Here is a 17,576-nt window from a genome sequence, read left to right on the forward strand (position 1 = left end):
AAAACTTTGGCAGCTGAACTTAGAAATTTTAAGGAGAAAAAATGAACATTCGCAAGCACTGGAAAAAGATTCTACTCACGACAACCGCCTTTTTCTGGGCAAGCTGCAACTATGAAGAAACGGCACAGCCCCTGTATGGTGTGTACTGCCCGCCAGAAGGCTGCGGCGACCGCGAACTCAGCAGTTCCAATATCACTCAGCTCTCATCAAGTTCAGAAGCGGTAAGCAGTTCATCCAAAACCAATACATCGTCCAGCAGCAACGAAGAATCCAGTTCCAGCGAAGTGACATGCACACCCGGGGATTCGGTCGTATCGTACTACCCGCCCTCCTATTCTGCGGACATTGCCAAGATGGGCGCCGAAGAACGTGCAAAACACGCCGGAGTTGAAAAAATTGACAGCATCCAACAAACAATGCAAACAATTCCGCAATGTCTCGCCCAATTGCGCATGGAACTCGACATGTTTGTTGCACTATATGGCGCCCCGAATGTGTTCCCCAAAGACGAAGTTTGCAGTGACGGCACAACACGCCCAACACAAGAATACCTCGATTATCTAAAAATGAAAGAGGAATGGGAAAAGAACAAGCCCGCATTAGACGAAGAATGCCAAAAGATTTACGAAGACAAGCTGAAAGAAATCGAACAAAACGTTAAAAAGTGCCTTGCAACATCAAATCCCAACACAGACTTGACTATTTGCGATTTTGATGCCATGTGCCCCGAATATGGCGTAGATTCAAAATGCACTTATAAATACACTTGCAACGACGGTGTCACTTGCCACAGAACCGCAGGTGAAACCAATATGGATTGCACCAACAAGCAAGGGGAAAAAGTCACCTACTCCAAAAACGAATTCGATAAAAAATATTACACGAAAAACGGTTATTAATGTTCAACAAGCACTGGAAAAAATTCGCACTTGCAACAGCCGCTCTATTCTGGAGTGGTTGCAGCGATGATTCGTCAAGCAACAATCCATCAACGGGCAACGAACCCATAGCGTGTACACTTCAATCATATATTTACGACACCATCGAGTGCGGACATTCCACGACAACCAATAATAACTTCAATTGTGATGACGGATTTGAATGCCACCAAACTCCAGAATGCGATAGCAAGATCTACTGTTCAGATAAACAAGGCCAAAGCATCTCTTACACCACAGAAGAATTTGATATAAAATATTTTATACAGAAAAGAAATTTCTAAAAAAAACTTATAAATTTAATCATTAACCACAACACTTAAAATTTCGCCCCTACCTTTTACCTACCATCTAAAACCTATATGAAACTTTCTCTTAAGAAAAAACTCGCTCTCGAAGCTTATCGCCTTTACCGCCATAACGAAATCAAGGCTCACCCGCTCACTTACTTTTTCTGGGAATGCACGCTCCGCTGCAATTTGCACTGCCTGCACTGCGGTAGCGACTGCGTCAAGGACGCCATTCCCGATATGCCCCGCGAAGATTTTATGGGAGTGCTCGACAAGCTTGCCCCGCATATTGATCCGAAGCACTTTATCGTGGTGATTACCGGCGGCGAACCGCTCATGCGCCCCGACCTTGAAGAATGCGGCCAAGAAATCAAGAAACGCGGTTACCCCTGGGGCATGGTCACAAACGGACTTGCCATGACGCCAGAACGCTATACAAAACTTTTGAACGCAGGGCTCCGCTCGCTTACCGTGAGCCTTGACGGGCTCGAAGCGAACCACAACCATTTCCGTGGCGATCCGCATAGCTTTGAACGCGCGCTCCGTACCATCGACATGGCCGCCCACACCGAAGGCCTCACCTTCGATGTGATGACCTGCGTGAACCGCGAAAACTTGAAAGAACTCCCGAAAATCTTAGACTTGCTTTTGAAAATTGGCGTCAAACGCTGGCGCGTTGCAACGGTGTTCCCGAAGGGCCGTGCCAAAGACAATCCGCTGTTCCAGCTCACGAACCAGGAATTCCGCCAGGTGTTCGACTTCATCCGCGAAGTGAAAAAGCTGAATGTCATCAGCGTGAACTACGGCTGCGAAGGCTTCCTCGGCAGTTACGAGAAAGACGCCCGCAACTACCCGTTCTTCTGCCGCGCCGGCGTAAACGTCTCTTCCGTGCTTTGCGATGGAAGCATCTCAGCATGCCCGAGCTTACGCGGCGACTACATCCAAGGCAATATCTATAAAGACGACCTGTGGGACGTGTGGCAAAACCGCTACCAAGTCATGCGCGACCGCAGTTGGGCTAAGCTTGGCGACTGCAAGACCTGTAAATACTGGCGCTACTGCGAAGGCTCCAGCCTCCATTTACGTGATGAGAAGACAAAAGAACTTGCATACTGCCATGTGAAAAGACTAGAAGCTGCTGGAGCATAAGGAGAATCCATCCCCAGAAAAAGATGGATTTTCGATAAAATTCATCCAAGAAATCTAGATGTACAGCAAAACAACCCAACACAAACCTTAATAAAATTTTACACAAAAAATAATTACATCTAAAAGAATTGCAAATTCGCTTGTTTTTAAATATATTTTGTGTAACATATTAGGGAGAAATACATAATGATGTACAAACACTGGGAAAAAATCTTACTGGCCATGACTAGTTTCTTCTGGGGAGCTTGCAACGCCGCTTCGGACAACACAACAGCTACAAAAAAAATTGTATCCAAAGAGGTGTCAAAACTCGAAGCAAGCAAACTAAAGCCCGTTACAAAAGATACCTTGAGCATCATAAAAGATTCCACGAATCTTGCACGACCAGTTCCCATATATGGCATCAATCCTCCGCCAATTACTAAAGTTCCATGCGCACAGCAATCTGGCAACTTTATCGTAAAATGTCTTAACGATGTCATTTGCGTTGACGACAAGGTATATCCAGGTTGCACAAGCAAAAAGCCTACAGTCGTTGCAAAATACGGAACAATCGCAACAGCCCCCAAAAGATATACTTGCGATAACGGGAAAACCTACACCGAAGCCGAATTCACAAGGTTATTCACGGTTGTAGAGTTGCCTCCAAAGCAATAAAAGAAAAATTTCTTTTATAATCATTTGAGTCAAATTATAGACTGCGACATAAGCAAATGTAGCAGCCTATACTTTTTTTTAACCTTTATTATTATGAAACTCGGTCTTAAGAAAAAACTTGCACTCGAAGCATTCCGTCTTTACCGTCACAACGAAGTCAAATCGCATCCGCTGACATATTTCTTTTGGGAATGTACGCTGCGCTGTAACTTACACTGCCTGCATTGCGGTAGCGACTGCGTCAAGGATGCCATCCCCGATATGCCCCGTGAAGACTTCATGGCAGTACTCGACAAGCTTGCCCCCCATATCGATCCAAACAACTTCACCGTCGTTATTACCGGTGGCGAACCGTTGATGCGAGCGGACCTCGAAGAATGCGGACAAGAAATCAAAAAACGCGGATACGCCTGGGGCATGGTCACAAACGGGCTTGCTATGACTCCCGAACGCTACACCAAGCTTTTGAATGCAGGCCTCAAGACATTGACCATAAGCCTTGATGGACTTGAAGAAAATCATAACCATTTCCGTGGGAACCCGCATAGTTTTGATCGCGCCATCCGCGCCATCAACATGGCCGCCCACACCGAAGATCTTACGTTCGACGTGATGACATGCGTAAACCGCAAAAACTTGAGCGAACTCCCTCGCATTTTGGATTTGCTCGTGAATCTCGGAGTCAAGCGCTGGCGTGTTTCAAACGTATTCCCAAAGGGACGCGCCAAGGACAACCCGCTATTCCAACTTACAAACGAAGAATTCCGACAGGTATTTGAGTTCATCCGTGAAGCAAAAGCTATGAACGTCATCAATGTGAACTACGACTGCGAAGGCTTCCTTGGAGATTACGAGAAGGTTGTGCGCAATAGCCCGTTTTTCTGCTGGGCAGGCGTGAACATTTCATCAGTTCTTTGCGACGGGAGCATCTCGGCATGCCCGAGCCTGCGTGGCGACTACATCCAAGGGAACATCTACAAGGATGATATCTGGGACGTTTGGCAGAACCGCTACCAAGTCATGCGTGACCGCAACTGGGCTAAAACCGGTGAATGCAAAACATGCAAATACTGGCGCTACTGCGAAGGCTCCAGCCTTCATTTACGTGATGAGAAAACAAAGGAACTTGCATACTGCCATGTAGCGAGACTAGAGGCCGCGGGAGCGTGATGACAAATGCGTAAGGCGAGAGTCGCAACCATGCTTGCATGGATATGACCGAGCCTAGCATTTGGTACTTTCGCGAAGCGAAAGTACAGAAGACTAAGGAACTTGCGTATTGTCACGTCAAACGTTTGGAGGCAGCCGGGGCATAACGGTTCCTCCGAAAAGCGAAGCGTAAAAAACGCGAATTTAAGGCTTGGATGGTTCATTCCAAGCCTTTTTTCGTTAAAAATACAATTACAAAACATACGTTATAAAAAAAATTACGACAAACATATTGAAAATTTGCTCGTATTTAAATATACTTTATATACAATTTTTCAAGGAGTAATAAAAATGAAATATAAACACTGGCAAAAACTATTGCTAGCCTTGTCCAGTTTGTTCTGGAACAGCTGTAATTCATCTCCAGACGTAGCATCGCCATCTTCGGGCGACATCTCTATGGATGTAAAAAACAATTCAACGGAAATTTCCGCTTTAGCAAAAGACGCTCAAGATCCTATCGTCAACGACTCTTCCGATATCGGTAACACGATTGCTTTGTATGGTGTTCCGTCCAAGGTTCTGTGCGTACAAAAAGAAGGGAACTATCTTGTAAAATGCCGTGACGGAGTCACTTGCATCGATACAGACTTGCTTCCTGCCGTAAAATACGGAACACCAACCTACAAGAAAAAGAAATACAAATGCGATGACGGACACCAGTACACCGCATCCGAATTCAGAGCCATCTATGATTTGCTTATCATTTCCCAAGGGAAAAAAGCTGAATAAAATCTCAACCTTTGTTTTCATCTCATACAAAAAAGCCCTACTATTTGTAGGGCTTTTCCAGTTCAATAAATGTATATTAACATTTAAAGGAACTTTATATGAGCATTCGAAAAATTTCAAGAAAGCTTTTTATTTCTACAGCAGCATTCTTTTGGGCAAGCTGCGGAGGGGACAGCGAATATCCTCCAGTCGCTTCTAATCCCCCAAACGACCTTACATCGAGCACATCAAGTTTCCCAACAAGCAGTTCAGAAATTGAGGAAAGCAGCTCTAGTGACACTCCATCGAGTTCTTCTGAAGCCGTCCTAAGCAGCTCTAAAGAATCTTCATCGAGCATCGCCAATACTGAACCAATTGGGCCATACAGACTTGCTAGAGATACAAGCGTGTCCTGTAAAGTCACTTCATGGAGTCCTAAAGAATATTATGAATATGCAAAGTATAATCCAAGCATATTGATGGATGAATTAGAAAAGAATTACTTCAAAAATTTAACAGAACTCGAAGAAATAGAAGATCATCTTGAATTTAGCACTATCGGTCCAATCCCCTCTTATGGAAGTTATTTTCATACCAATGTGACAACACCCGAGTCATTTGCATGTTCAGATGGCACCCTATTCAAATACGACAGTTTTAGATATAAAGATTCATTGATTTTTTCAAACGAAGAATACATAGAAAAATATCCCCAAAGTGTAGCCTCGCCCCTTTGCAGAAAGACCGATTTTTTACGAGCAGACTTTACTAATGAACTTGATAAAGATAAACGTTTTATTGGCCATTTAAACGACATATACAAATCAGACACCAAAACGGTTATTGACAGCGTAATAGAAGCCAATAAAGAAACTCTATCCGCGACACAAACAGATTGCATTAATGCCATAAAAATATATCCAAGTGAATTATACGAAGGTCCAATAGCTACCAAACAAATTTGTGATGGAGACACAATCGTAAATCCTCGTTATCAGGAAAAACGAGAAGAAAATAAAGAATCTACCTTAGATGAAATTAAAAATTGCCTAGATAAAACAGAATAACTTAACATTATCTCTGCATCATTATATTAAGACACAATAAAAAGAACGGCACCCGAAAAGGTGCCGTCCTCAATTTCAACAACGTCTTAACGAAGAGAGCTTACTTAGCTTCGAAGTAGTAAGTCTGGAGAGTCTTACCATCCTGAGAGAGCTGGATAATCTGCTTGCCCTTCGGAAGGTTGCCAGTAATCTTGTAGAGGTTTTCAGCAACATATTCGACCTTGAGATCGGTGCCCTTGTCCTTAACCGGGAACACGCCCTTCGTTTCGCCTTCACCAAAGCCCTTGCAGTCCTTGTGAGATGCGATCGGAGCGACAACAGCCGGATAAGTCTTAGCCGTGATTGCCGTAGACACAGAAGAAGAGTTGTGGTAGAACACTTCGAGCTTGCCTTCGATGACACGCGGATCCGGGAGGTTCGTTACAGCAGCAACAGCGGCCGGAGCAGCCTTCTTAGCCTTCTTGCCCTTACCCTTCTTCTTCACGCCAATCTTTTCAGCAAGGCTTGCTTTTGCATCACCAGCCTGCTGCTGCGGCATCGTCAAGCGGTAACCAGCGATAGATTCGTTGCAGTTCGTAGAATAAACGACCCACTTGTTATCGATCTTGAGCGGGCCTTCCTTAGTACCCTGGTACAGACCCGGATCAACCTGGGCGCTGTAGATGTAAAGAATGAGAGAAGCGTTCGGATTCTGTTCCGTCGTTTCAATCTTCATACGGGTCTTCACATACTTAGAACGGCCTGCATAAACTCTATAGGCGCCAACCGGAACCTTGACGAACTTGAACTTACCCTTGCGGAGTTCCTGGTTGAATTCGTACTTTTTGGAAAGAGTGGTATAAATCGTGGAGTCCATACCGACAGTCGGCATTTCCAACGGCTTATTGGTGAAAGCATCACGAACTTCACCTTCGATGGTACCTGTCTTACCGTTATCGCAAGCCGTCATAGCAAGAGCGATGATGGCAGCGGCACAAATGCTAAGTTTCTTTTTCATTTTGCGTCCTCTAGGGTTAAAAAGAGAAAAGCCTCCCTAACAAGGGAGGCCCCAAACTTTAAGAAGATTAAGCTTCTTCTTCAGTCTTGACCGGTGCAGCCTTGCGAGTCTTACGCTTTGCAGAGGTGATGTTAGCACCGCCGCCATAGCGCTTGTTGAAGCTGTCGATACGGCCAGCCGTATCCACGCGATGCTGCTTGCCCGTCCAGAACGGATGGGTATCAGCCGTAATTTCCAAAGAAATTACGCTATATTCAACACCATCGATAGTCTTCTTTTCGGCGGAAGACTTCGTGGAGCGGGTGATGTATTCTTTACCCGTATTCGCATCGACGAATAATTGTTGAGAGCTAAAATTTAATTGTTTTTCGCGATTTTGGCAAGCGGAAGCCTCATTTTTAGTATTTTTATAGCATGAAATCTTTATTGTTGCTCTGTTCATTGCTTTTGCTCGCATGCGAAAACGACCATCCGACCATTAAAATCATCGAGATTAACAAAAAAATGGTCCTCGAAGAATGGCCGGACAGCAATTATATTGCCTCGTTGGACTCCATTTTGAAACTCGAACCCATCAAGAAAGGCAAAGATTCGGCTGATGTCAAGCTAAAAATGAACGCTTTCAAGGCGCCCACCTTCCAACTTCCGCCCTCGGTTACGGGTTCCAAGAACACCAAAAAGCCGAGCGCGAATAAGCAAGGCAAACCGGCTAAACCGGGTAAACCAAGCTCCGAAGTCGCCAAGCCAAGCAACAATGCCGAAAATTTCATCGGCAAATTCACAAATGCGCTCGCGGCACTCCAGTCCGATCCGTCGAACAAGAGCCTTTACAAGGTCGTCACCGCAAACGAAGGCGAAGACCTGTTCAAGCTTTTACGCAGAACATACGGAGCAGGTACGCAGAACCTCCCCCGCTTTTACGTGCTTTCTGCACTCCAGTCCGTGAATGCAGGCGTCATGCTGGAACACCTGAACGCAGGCGACAAAGTGCGAGTACCGCGACTTTAGTTGGCAGTAGACGGAAGGAAGTAGGAAGTAGGAAGTAGACAGTAGGCAGTGGTTAGTGGTTAGTGATTAGTGATTAGAACGTCATCCTCGAAGAGGATTACAGTTCTGTTTGCGAAATATGTATGGTTCCTCGCGTAGCGAGGATGACTGCGTCCCTGTTTACTAACCACTGTTTACTAATCACTTAGAACAGTGTTTTCACGCCGAAACCGAGAACTCCATCCAGATAATCGCACCCGTTACGGAGCGCATAATAAATGCTAAAACTCCACGATTTACGGTACTGCGTAAAGCCAATACCATAATCATGCTCGCGCGCCCACCCGTGGAAAGGCTTCATCCGCCTGTACAATCCCGGCTGGTAAAAAAGTTCTATCGACAAATCGTAACCGTCTTGCCACAGGAAAGCCACCTGCGAAAATCCATACGCACGCGTCCGCATAAAACCATACATCATCCCCTTAAACGAGTTGATTCCTCCCAGCGCAAACAAATCCTCACGCGCAAAAGAAACACCCGAAGGCAACAACGTCCCCGCCGCAGCCGAATATCGCACAATAAAATTCTTGTACAGCGGTATATAATGCGTGAACGACGATTCCAAACGCAAATAGCGATCAAGCGAATCCGGGCGGTCCATCATCCACGCCAACGACACATCCAACGAAGTTCCACTGCGTGGCAACATGCGGCGGTCAAACGACACATACGATAGCTCAAACGACGAACTTTTCTCGTCATTGCCAATGCCCACGAACGCAGCTACATCGAAACTAAAGCCTATGTTCCGCGACACGCCCACTTCTAACCGCGAATTGCGCGACAGCGAATCGTCTTCAAAAAATCCGCGAACAACAACATCCCATGAAGTTCCAAAGATAAAGCGTTCGCGATACGAGCCTTCTATCCGGCGAGAATCTTTTTGCGAATAGCCATCCAATTGCAAATCGCGGCCGGTCCCCAAGATGTTGAACAGGGCGAGATTCACTTTACCTTCCCAAACGTCCTCATCGCTCGAATACGTGAGATAACCTTCTGCCGCAGAAATCGGAATCGCCCGCATGGAATACGCCGGAATCACGCGATGACGCACCGGGTCACGGAATAAGCGAACGCCCGCCGTCTGCTCGTAATAACCCAACCGCGAAAGTCGATTTTCCGAGCGTTCCAAATCAGTCAGCGAAACCGCGCCACCAATCTCAAGGCCTGTCAATTGCCTAAAGACATCAACATCTGTTGCGCCAGAATCCAAATTTTCTGGTCCAGCCCAAACCCACGCACTACCGCGTTCAAATTTACAACGCATCACGCCCGCGCTATCGACATTCACATTTAGCTTCGCCCCGAGAAAGCCATGATCTTCATAATAGCGCAAAAGCTTTTGCTTTGCCCCCTGCCAAGAATCGCAAGGCATCCCGACAACAGCACTCATCGAAAGTTCTTCAAATTCGCTGTGTTCGCCAGCCCATTCCACGCGCTCAATGCGGCAAGTCGAAGCAAAAGACACTCCAACGCCGAGCATCAGAATCAAAGCGACAAAAACGCAAAGCGACTTTATTTTTAACACTTCAGTCTTCATTAAAAATACGCCTTTGCCTCGCTCGACAATTTTTGGAACACATTTTCTTCGGCATTACCGAAACGCAAAATATAACGGAGCGAAAGCGACAAGAAGCGGTTTACTTCAACCGAAACCCCGGTTTCGAGCCTGTAAGTAACGCCATCGCCAAAGCCAGACATCATCTGGTACGGAATGTCACCATCATGTTTATTCATTTGTATGGAAGCAAACGAAATATGACCATCCACAAAGCCATCTTTTTCATAACCAACACGCAATTCTTCTTCCCAGAGATGCGCTCCAAACGAAGATTTCATATCATCTTCACCTGAGCCTTCTCTATAACGGATGCGCGGTTCAAAGCTAAATCCAACGGGCAATTTCCAAGTATAGCGCCCCGAGATTTCCCAAATATTCCAATCCAATTTTTGAAGAGCCGTTAAAGCTACTGATTCAAACGTATTTTCTATACCAATGTAATGGTCATCGTTAATTTTCATACCTGCTGAAAGTTTATGATCAAAAATATCTTGATAATACCCGATCGAAGACATTTTCTTTTCGTAAACGGCACTCGGATTGTACTGCGCCATCACGCCCGACGGATGTTCCCATGCAAGGCTTGCTTCCCACGAGACAGTTCCTGCCGTCACCGACTTTAGCCCCGCCGGAACAACAGGCGGAAAATAAATCTTTTTACCCGTCGTATCTTCGGCTTCAGAACGATACGATGCACTTAGCGTTATATCGCGCAAAAGCCCCTGCGTAATTCCCAGCGACACCCCCGGATTCCACTCCAGCGTCGCTTCAAACGTTGCATTCGACGAAAGTACGGCCCCAATCGAATCATTGCGGCCCATGCCTTCATAGACAAAGTCACCATTATCAACGCCTTCGATAAACGAGCCCGTAAGGCTATCGTAACGCACGTCGCCTGTTCCCTTCGCCACAGCCTTGTAAATAGCGGTGTACGTCTGTTCCGAAGTCATTCCAAAGCGGTAAGCAACAGAGCCCTGCACACCCATATCGTCGTCGCCAAAGTTTGTATTCAAATCGCCGACCCACGAATCCGAAGCGCCCAAGGAATCCGTCACCGCATGCGAATACTGCAATAAATGCGATAAATTGAATTTGCGGAAATTCGCTTCAGCCGATTGCGTCCAAGTTACGGAATTCACAGAATCGCGCCAATCATCGTCGCGGGAACGCCCCGCGCCTTTTGCCCCCGTCATATTGTGTTTGCGCACGGTCAGCGTCCCAACAGATTCCTTAACATTCCACAAATCGTCATTTAACGTTGCGCCAACCGCGGTCTTTGCATACCCGCGCTCAGACTTATTCCCTAGCGAATCAACCACGGAATATCGCACATCGCCACTGCCAAAAGGTCTAATAAAGCCGCGCAAAAATTCCGACGAGAATGTTCCCTGATAACGCTTTTGCTCAATCTCTTGCGTACTCGAAACATAAGCTGCCGTAAATTCACTTGTAGCGTTCAAGCTTCGATGCACCACAGACAATTGCGACCGCGATGAATTCCACTTTTCGTCATCACCTCGGCGGTACCCCCACCTTGCCGTTCCGAACCAATCCTTGCCTAGCCGGAACCGTAGCGCGAGTTCATCATGGCGCAAATCACCTTTCAAAAGGGCGCTATCCAAATCCCAATCATTCCTGAGCGCATAAGCGTCCCAACCTCTATCGCTCCCGCTAAATTCAGAAATGGCAAAACCTTCTTGAACATAGTTGCCATAAACAGAGAGCGCCACGGGGAAAGCCTGTAAATTCTGCGAAGAGTCCGATGTCACAAACCACCTAAACGCACGGCCGCTAGGCCCGCCCACATGATTCGAAACCGTATTCGAGTCCATGCGATTAAGGCCTAGTTCCAAATCCGCATAAAAGCGGTGTTGCGCCTGCAAGCGGAGACGCGTCCCCAAACGTTCCGACATTTTCGGGCGGTGCAATTCCTGGAGCGATGAACCAGCCGCTAAATTTTCACCACGGTCATTTTTCAAAAGCTCGTAATCGGCACTGTCAAGCGTGCTTTTACGCATGCGGTCCACATCATTTTCCAAATGGAATCCGGACACATCAAAAATTAAATTTTCCATCCGCAAACTACCGCGAACGGCGTACATCGTATAAATATCATCATTTAAATAAGCATCGTATTCCACCGAAATAACATCATCGGTTCCCGGAATAATCCCATTCTTAAAATTCAAAAGACCACCGGCATAGTTCACTTCGTAATCGCGATTGCGGACAAGCTCAACACCATTCAACCAAACTTTTTCAGAATTCGGCACCACCGAAATGAATCCCGCCGATTCATCGAGATAATACCCTTCGCGCTGTCCTTGCACACCGCTAAACGAGCGAGAATAACGCGACACTTCATCCGTTCCCCAAGCACCACTAACCTCGCCATTTACAGACGAACCTCGATAACGCAAAGTCGCCATAGCCCCAAGCGAAGAACGGCTAAACGACGAAAGCCCCATGGAATTATCATCCCACGTAAAATCGCCCAAATGAAGCATTGCAAACGGAGACTCGACCCTGAAATAAATTTGGTCCACTTCTTGCAGCGTTGCCGTTGTCTGATCGCCCGCCTTGCGGTCCACATCCGACAAAAGAGCGTCAATGTAAACGCTATCCGAAAGGCGACCTTGTATCGAAAGACGCAACTCCTGGTCCACTTGCGTGCCACCATCGCCCACCGTCACTTGCATGGTCTTATAACCGTGCGTCTCGATTTCGGCATGCGAAGAATCCGACGCATCCGCTGTTGCGACAGTATTCGCCGTTTCCGGCGCATTTTCTAAAGCATTTTTTTCAAGAATCGAAGGATCCCAAACCGGGAGCGAATCCACATCCAACGCAAAGGCTAGACTGGCAAGCAGCAGGCCCAGACAAGGAATAGACCGCATACAAGACTACCGGGAAGGGGTCACAACACGGAACTGCCTACTGGCAAGCAACTTGCGGCCCGCCACTAAATCGACACTCCATTCGCCAAGCTCGACCAAATCAGAGGCAAGCATTGAACTGCAAACATCCCCCGTAAGGTTACAAGGTTCCACGAAAATCGTATCAATTCCCAAAAACCAAATATGGAAAAGCGTGTCTTCTTGATAGCGAGCAGAATTTGTAATAGACGAAAACACATAAAGTCTCGTATTCTCTTCAAAAACGCTATCAGAACCAAAAGGCTCCCCGTTCACGATATGCCTGCAAACAACGCTGTTCGCAGGCGAAAGTTCGATATCGGAATTATCCGTAAAACTGACTTCGTCATCGACAAAAATCGTGACGACACGGTGAATAAAGAAACCTAAAAAAAAGGCTATTGCGATAACAGTAGTCTTTCTTAAGTTTCTCAGTGGCGGAAACCGACCAGCCACAGACACCCCCTAGCGGACAAGACTGCTCGTATTCTGCGTAAATGCAGGAACGGCGTCCTCCAATTTTTCGACTAGCAGGCGGTTAAAGTCTTCGATACGATTCGGGAGTTTTCCACCCTTAAAGACTTGAACGAGCAAAAGTGACTGATCTACAGGGGAAATATAAACAGAATGGTTCTCGCCCGCAAACGAAACGGACAGGAACTTTTCGCCACCAAGCATAATACCAATTTGACGAGAGGAATCGAAGGCAGCGATACTCAAGACAGCAAGAGGAGTTGCGTCTAAATCGGAACCTAAAGAACCCACATCGGCAATGATATTTCCATCACGATGGCAAAGAACAACATATTCGCACTTGACACTTGCCTGGTAGGCAGTCATCAAGCGACGCACTTTGTTAGCATCATCAGAATAAATTGTATAATCGCTCATATTTTAAACCACAATCAAAAAAACTTTTACTTTTCTTTTGGCTTGTACGGACGCAAGACAATTTCATCATCATCATCCGACTGCGCCTGTTTTTCAACCGGGCGGCCAAACGTTGGCATTCTAGGAACAGCCGTTGCAACACGTGGGCGCGCAAACGGCGAGGACATAGCGCCCTTTTGGAATAACCCCGAACCAGCACCGCCGGAGTTCGCAGCATTCGCCTGCGGTTTTGCGGCAAACGAAGGCATACGGAACGGCGAAGTCGGCTGCTGCGGAGGCGTAGCGGCAGCATCATTCTGCGAAGTAGCCGCTTCGGCACGTTCGGCCGAAGCATCACTGGCAGTCGGAGCTGCAGCGGTAGTCGCATTACCAGCGGCCTTGCGCAAGAATCCCTGTTTCACATTGAACTTTTCGATAACGAGCATTGCAATAGTCTTGAGCGTCGTGACGACACCCTTACCATTGTGAGCCGTCGCCGGAAAGAACTGAATTTTCTTGTCCGGATTGAGCTGCTCGTTCATTTCATCCAATGTCAAAACATTTTCCATATCGCGCTTGTTGTACTGCAACACAAACGGGATATCATCCAAGTTCATGCCGTAGTCCTGCAAGTTCTGGCGCAAGTTCTGGAGGCTTTCCAAATTTTCAGCCTGACGTGATCGCTGGGAGTCAGCGACAAAGACGATTCCATCGACACCGCGAAGAACAAGCTTACGTGTACTGTTGTAATAAACCTGACCAGGAACAGTGTAAAGCTGGAAACGAGTCTTGAAGCCCTTGATGTCGCCCAAGTTCAATGGCAAAAAGTCAAAGAACAAGGTTCTATCACCTTCTGTTGCAAGCGAAACCATGTCGGTACGCTTGTCTTGAGGCATTTTCTGATGGATCACCTGAAGATTTGTGGTTTTACCACTCAAACCAGGTCCATAGTAAACGACCTTACAACTAATCTCTCTTGTAGCAAAATTAATAGACGACATTATAATTCCTTGAAACCCAATACTTAATCTAGTAAAAAAGTTTCGTAATCAAAAAAAAATTTTTTATTTTGGGCTTTTTTTAACTAAAATCACAAATTTTCGCCTAAAAATCAAGAAAAAAAAGTTTCAAGCTATCATTCTCTCATACTTTTTTCGCAAGTCGTAAATAACAAAACAGACCGATATACTTATGTATATCGGTTCTTTTCGTTTAAAATCTGTAAGAAGACTTTAATTAAGCAAGGCCGTTGATGACCTTAGCAACCTTGGCCTTGTAGTTGGCAGCACGGTTGGCGCAGAAACCAGCGCGGTGAGAAACGGCAGCCTTGTCGAGCATGCTGAAGAGCTTCGGCATTTCTTCGAGGGCGGCAGCTTTCGTAGCAGCAGTGCGGATAACCTTGAGGCTAGCACGGATAGCGCTACGAGTGGAACGGTTCATTGCGTTGGCCTTTTCGGCCTGGAGCAAACGCTTTTTGCAAGACTTGTGTTGAGGCACCTTAAAATCTCCGGGTGAAAACCTACTTAAAAAATGTTAGCACAAAGATAGTAAAAGTTTGAAAGTTGTCAAGGGGTGCGGCAAAGCCGCAGTTAATAGTGGTTAGTGGTTAGTGGCTGGTAAACAGTAGGCAGTAGGAAGTAGACGGTAGACAGTTGGCTGAATTGTCATCCTGAGTGTAACGAAGGATCCAGTGAAGGTATGGGGTATGAGGTATGGGCTCGGCACTGCGTGCCTTTGGGGTATGAGGTTATTGTAATTAGAAATGCCCAAAGCGAAGCGACCTCATAGGAGCTTTAGCTCCGTGCCCATAGCCCCAAAGCGAAGCGTGCTCATCGTCCAAAGTGCAAAGCACGACCTCATACCCCTAATACCTATTACCTAACACCTTTTCTAAGTTCTAAGTTCTAAGCTCTAAGTTCTATATTTACCCGCATGATTCCGTTTATTGATATACGTGCACAACGAGAAGCTTACAAATCTGAATTTTTAAAGGCAGAACAAGACGTTTTGGACAGCGGGTGCTACATCGGTGGAACTGTGGTCCAAGCCCTCGAAGCGGAACTCGGTCAATATACCGGCGCAAAGCACGTTATTACCTGCGGAAGCGGAACGGACGCCATCACCATCGCCCTTTTGGCGCTCGGGCTTGAACCGGAAGACGAAGTCATCGTTCCCGACTTTACGTTTATCGCCCCCGCCGAATGCGTCATGAGACTCGGTGGCATCCCGAAATTTGCAGACATTGACGCCGAAACGCTCCAGATGAGCGCAGAGAGCGTTGAAGCATTAATCGGAGCAAAAACGCGCGGGATCATCGCGGTGAACCTGTTCGGCCAATGCCCAAACTACAGCAAGATTAAGGAAATCGCTAAAAAGCATGGGCTTTGGCTTGTCGAGGACTCTGCACAAGCTTTCGGAGCCAAGCAAAACGGCACATCCGCCTGCACGTTCGGAGACATTTCCATCACGAGTTTTTACCCAGCAAAACCGCTCGGTTGCTACGGCGACGGCGGCGCACTCTTCACGCACAACGATGAACTTGCGCAAAAAATCTGCCTAATTGCAAACCATGGGAGTCGCACACGCTACGTCCACGAAATCTGTGGCATGAACAGCAGACTCGATGCCATCCAAGCAGCAGTTCTACGCGTTAAGCTCCGCCATCTGGACGAAGAGCTAAAAATGCGCTGCGAAAACGCCCGCAAGTACGATGATTTTTTTGCAGAATACAATAATCGCACAAATTCGAGCAGTTTAAGCAAAGGAGCTGCCGCGAAAATCGTTCCGCAAAAAATCGAACACGGCAACACGAGCACTTATGCGCAATACACCGTGCTAGCCGATAATCGCGAGGCGTTTTTGAAGCTGTTGGAGCAAGCACAAATTCCTTACTGCATCCACTACCCCGCTCCATTGCACGAACAGCCATGCTTTAAAAAGCTAGCCCAAACGCACGAGAGCAACAGCATATCACAAGATTGCGTCGCCAGCAACGCCATTGAAGCCTGCAAAAAAGTCGTGAGCCTCCCCATGTGCGCGTTTACGAATGTAGAAGAGATTATTGCGGGACTTAAGAGAGTAATGTAGGTATGAGATATGGGCACGGGCCTACGGCCCTTTCAGGTATGAGGTATGAGCTCGGTCGCCGACGGCTCCCTTTGAGATTATTGTAATTAGAAACGCTCAAAGCCTTGCAAAGCAAGGCGACCTCACAGCCCAAAGCGAAGCGACCCCAAAGGGGCTTTAGCCCCGACCTCATAGCCCAAAACCCTACAGCACAAATTTTTCAATAACTTCGGCAATGCCCGAATGGTTGTTGTCGCGTTCCGTTACGTAATTTGCAACCGCTTTTGCCGCCTCGCTCGCATTCGCCATTGCAACGCCAACACCAGCAGCCTCAATCATCGGGCAATCGTTTTCTTCATCGCCCACGGCAATCGTATTTTCAATCGGCTCGTGATAGAAGTCAGCCATGTAGCGCACGGCAGCACCTTTATTCGAAAGCATGTGCGAGAACTCCAGCATTTCGGGCTTGCTGAACACATCGAACAGCTTGCCCGCCGTGACCGTTCGCATGTCGGCACGGAAATCCACAAGACTCGAATGTTCAAACGGCGTAATCACATTCACCTTGATTGGCGGCTTGACCACCACATTGATGGGGCCATCATTGCAATTAACCCCACCATAATAATTGCGGATATCATCTACAACAACATAATCCATTTGCATCAGGCGGCAATACGTCTTGAGCTGTTCGGTCTCGTATTCCGAGACGACCAAATCACCAGCGTAAGTGTGCGCATGCATACCACGCTTGTGCGCTTCGTCCATGATATACTTGACTTGCTCGACCGAGATGCGACGCGTCAAAATAGACTCGCCCGAACCGCAATCGTAAATTAGTCCACCATTAAAACTCACCAGAAAATATCCAGGCTTCAAAAATCCATACCTTTCGGCAATCCGCTTAACACTGGTAAGCGGGCGTCCTGTTGTCATCACGAACTTGTGCCCCGCGGCAATCATCGTATGGATTGCAGTCATGTCGGCATCGCTAATATTCTTTGCATCATCAAGAAGCGTGCCATCTAAATCAGTAAAAAGAAGTTTCATGAGGCAAATTTAGTTATTAGCTGGTAGTTGTTTGACGAATATAAGCGCC

Annotated in this window: 17 protein-coding genes and 1 pseudogene; 9 read left to right on the forward strand and 9 right to left on the reverse strand. The window is 46.8% G+C overall.

Annotated features, from left to right (window positions below; all coding sequences use genetic code 11):
- Positions 1 to 41 precede the first annotated feature (41 nt).
- The 7 genes from HUF13_RS11290 to HUF13_RS11320 all read left to right on the forward strand — a co-directional run bounded on the left by HUF13_RS11290 (position 42) and on the right by HUF13_RS11320 (position 6,021).
- Complete coding sequence (locus HUF13_RS11290) at positions 42 to 899, forward strand: hypothetical protein (protein WP_173475227.1); 858 nt, start codon at positions 42 to 44, stop codon at positions 897 to 899.
- Complete coding sequence (locus tag HUF13_RS11295) at positions 899 to 1,222, forward strand: hypothetical protein (RefSeq protein ID WP_173475228.1); 324 nt, start codon at positions 899 to 901, stop codon at positions 1,220 to 1,222. Before HUF13_RS11290 ends, HUF13_RS11295 begins: the two co-directional genes overlap by 1 nt.
- A 78-nt stretch (positions 1,223 to 1,300) precedes the next feature.
- On the forward strand, positions 1,301 to 2,377 hold the full coding sequence (locus HUF13_RS11300) for a TIGR04133 family radical SAM/SPASM protein (protein ID WP_173475229.1): 1,077 nt from the start codon (positions 1,301 to 1,303) through the stop codon (positions 2,375 to 2,377).
- Between the two features lie 186 nt (positions 2,378 to 2,563).
- Positions 2,564 to 3,034, forward strand: coding sequence for a hypothetical protein (locus HUF13_RS11305; protein WP_173475230.1), 471 nt, complete (start codon positions 2,564 to 2,566; stop codon positions 3,032 to 3,034).
- A 93-nt stretch (positions 3,035 to 3,127) separates the two neighbouring features.
- Positions 3,128 to 4,204 (forward strand): TIGR04133 family radical SAM/SPASM protein, encoded by a 1,077-nt coding sequence (locus tag HUF13_RS11310; protein ID WP_173475231.1) that lies wholly within the window; start codon positions 3,128 to 3,130, stop codon positions 4,202 to 4,204.
- Between the two features lie 330 nt (positions 4,205 to 4,534).
- On the forward strand, positions 4,535 to 4,975 hold the full coding sequence (locus HUF13_RS11315; protein WP_173475232.1) for a hypothetical protein: 441 nt from the start codon (positions 4,535 to 4,537) through the stop codon (positions 4,973 to 4,975).
- 98 nt (positions 4,976 to 5,073) lie between these two features.
- Entirely contained in the window at positions 5,074 to 6,021 is a 948-nt protein-coding gene (locus HUF13_RS11320; protein ID WP_173475233.1) for a hypothetical protein, read from the forward strand.
- Between the two features lie 100 nt (positions 6,022 to 6,121).
- On the opposite strand, the gene HUF13_RS11325 is transcribed toward HUF13_RS11320, so the two are convergent.
- On the reverse strand, positions 6,122 to 7,018 hold the full coding sequence (locus HUF13_RS11325; protein ID WP_173475234.1) for a hypothetical protein: 897 nt from the start codon (positions 7,016 to 7,018) through the stop codon (positions 6,122 to 6,124).
- A gap of 67 nt (positions 7,019 to 7,085) precedes the next feature.
- Complete coding sequence (gene rpmE, locus HUF13_RS11330; protein ID WP_369697080.1) at positions 7,086 to 7,475, reverse strand: 50S ribosomal protein L31; 390 nt, start codon at positions 7,473 to 7,475, stop codon at positions 7,086 to 7,088.
- On the opposite strand from rpmE, the gene HUF13_RS11335 reads away from it, so the two are divergent.
- On the forward strand, positions 7,433 to 8,026 hold the full coding sequence (locus HUF13_RS11335; RefSeq protein ID WP_173475235.1) for a hypothetical protein: 594 nt from the start codon (positions 7,433 to 7,435) through the stop codon (positions 8,024 to 8,026). The genes rpmE and HUF13_RS11335 overlap by 43 nt on opposite strands.
- 184 nt (positions 8,027 to 8,210) lie before the next feature.
- Here the strand turns inward: HUF13_RS11335 and HUF13_RS11340 are convergent, their stop codons facing one another.
- The 6 genes and pseudogenes from HUF13_RS11340 to rpsT form a co-directional block, all read right to left on the reverse strand.
- Positions 8,211 to 9,605, reverse strand: a complete 1,395-nt coding sequence (locus HUF13_RS11340) for a BamA/TamA family outer membrane protein (RefSeq protein WP_173475236.1) — start codon at positions 9,603 to 9,605, stop codon at positions 8,211 to 8,213.
- The gene (locus HUF13_RS11345) at positions 9,605 to 12,523 is read right to left on the reverse strand and encodes a hypothetical protein (protein WP_173475237.1); all 2,919 of its coding nucleotides are present in this window, start codon (positions 12,521 to 12,523) and stop codon (positions 9,605 to 9,607) included. The genes HUF13_RS11340 and HUF13_RS11345 overlap by 1 nt, the downstream gene beginning before the upstream one ends.
- Positions 12,524 to 12,529: 6 nt before the next feature.
- Positions 12,530 to 12,997 (reverse strand): hypothetical protein, encoded by a 468-nt coding sequence (locus tag HUF13_RS11350; RefSeq protein ID WP_173475238.1) that lies wholly within the window; start codon positions 12,995 to 12,997, stop codon positions 12,530 to 12,532.
- A 9-nt stretch (positions 12,998 to 13,006) separates the two neighbouring features.
- Positions 13,007 to 13,432, reverse strand: coding sequence for a roadblock/LC7 domain-containing protein (locus HUF13_RS11355; protein ID WP_173475239.1), 426 nt, complete (start codon positions 13,430 to 13,432; stop codon positions 13,007 to 13,009).
- A 389-nt stretch (positions 13,433 to 13,821) separates the two neighbouring features.
- A pseudogene (locus HUF13_RS17595) lies at positions 13,822 to 14,412 on the reverse strand (ATP/GTP-binding protein); the annotation flags it as partial.
- A 235-nt stretch (positions 14,413 to 14,647) separates the two neighbouring features.
- On the reverse strand, positions 14,648 to 14,908 hold the full coding sequence (gene rpsT, locus HUF13_RS11365) for a 30S ribosomal protein S20 (RefSeq protein WP_012820070.1): 261 nt from the start codon (positions 14,906 to 14,908) through the stop codon (positions 14,648 to 14,650).
- Positions 14,909 to 15,343: 435 nt separating this feature from the next.
- On the opposite strand from rpsT, the gene HUF13_RS11370 reads away from it, so the two are divergent.
- Complete coding sequence (locus HUF13_RS11370) at positions 15,344 to 16,498, forward strand: DegT/DnrJ/EryC1/StrS aminotransferase family protein (RefSeq protein WP_173475241.1); 1,155 nt, start codon at positions 15,344 to 15,346, stop codon at positions 16,496 to 16,498.
- Between the two features lie 183 nt (positions 16,499 to 16,681).
- Here HUF13_RS11370 and HUF13_RS11375 read toward each other — a convergent pair whose 3' ends face one another.
- Positions 16,682 to 17,527, reverse strand: coding sequence for a Cof-type HAD-IIB family hydrolase (locus HUF13_RS11375; protein WP_173475242.1), 846 nt, complete (start codon positions 17,525 to 17,527; stop codon positions 16,682 to 16,684).
- Positions 17,528 to 17,576 lie beyond the last annotated feature (49 nt).

This window comes from Fibrobacter succinogenes (assembly GCF_902779965.1).
Taxonomy (GTDB): domain Bacteria; phylum Fibrobacterota; class Fibrobacteria; order Fibrobacterales; family Fibrobacteraceae; genus Fibrobacter; species Fibrobacter succinogenes_F.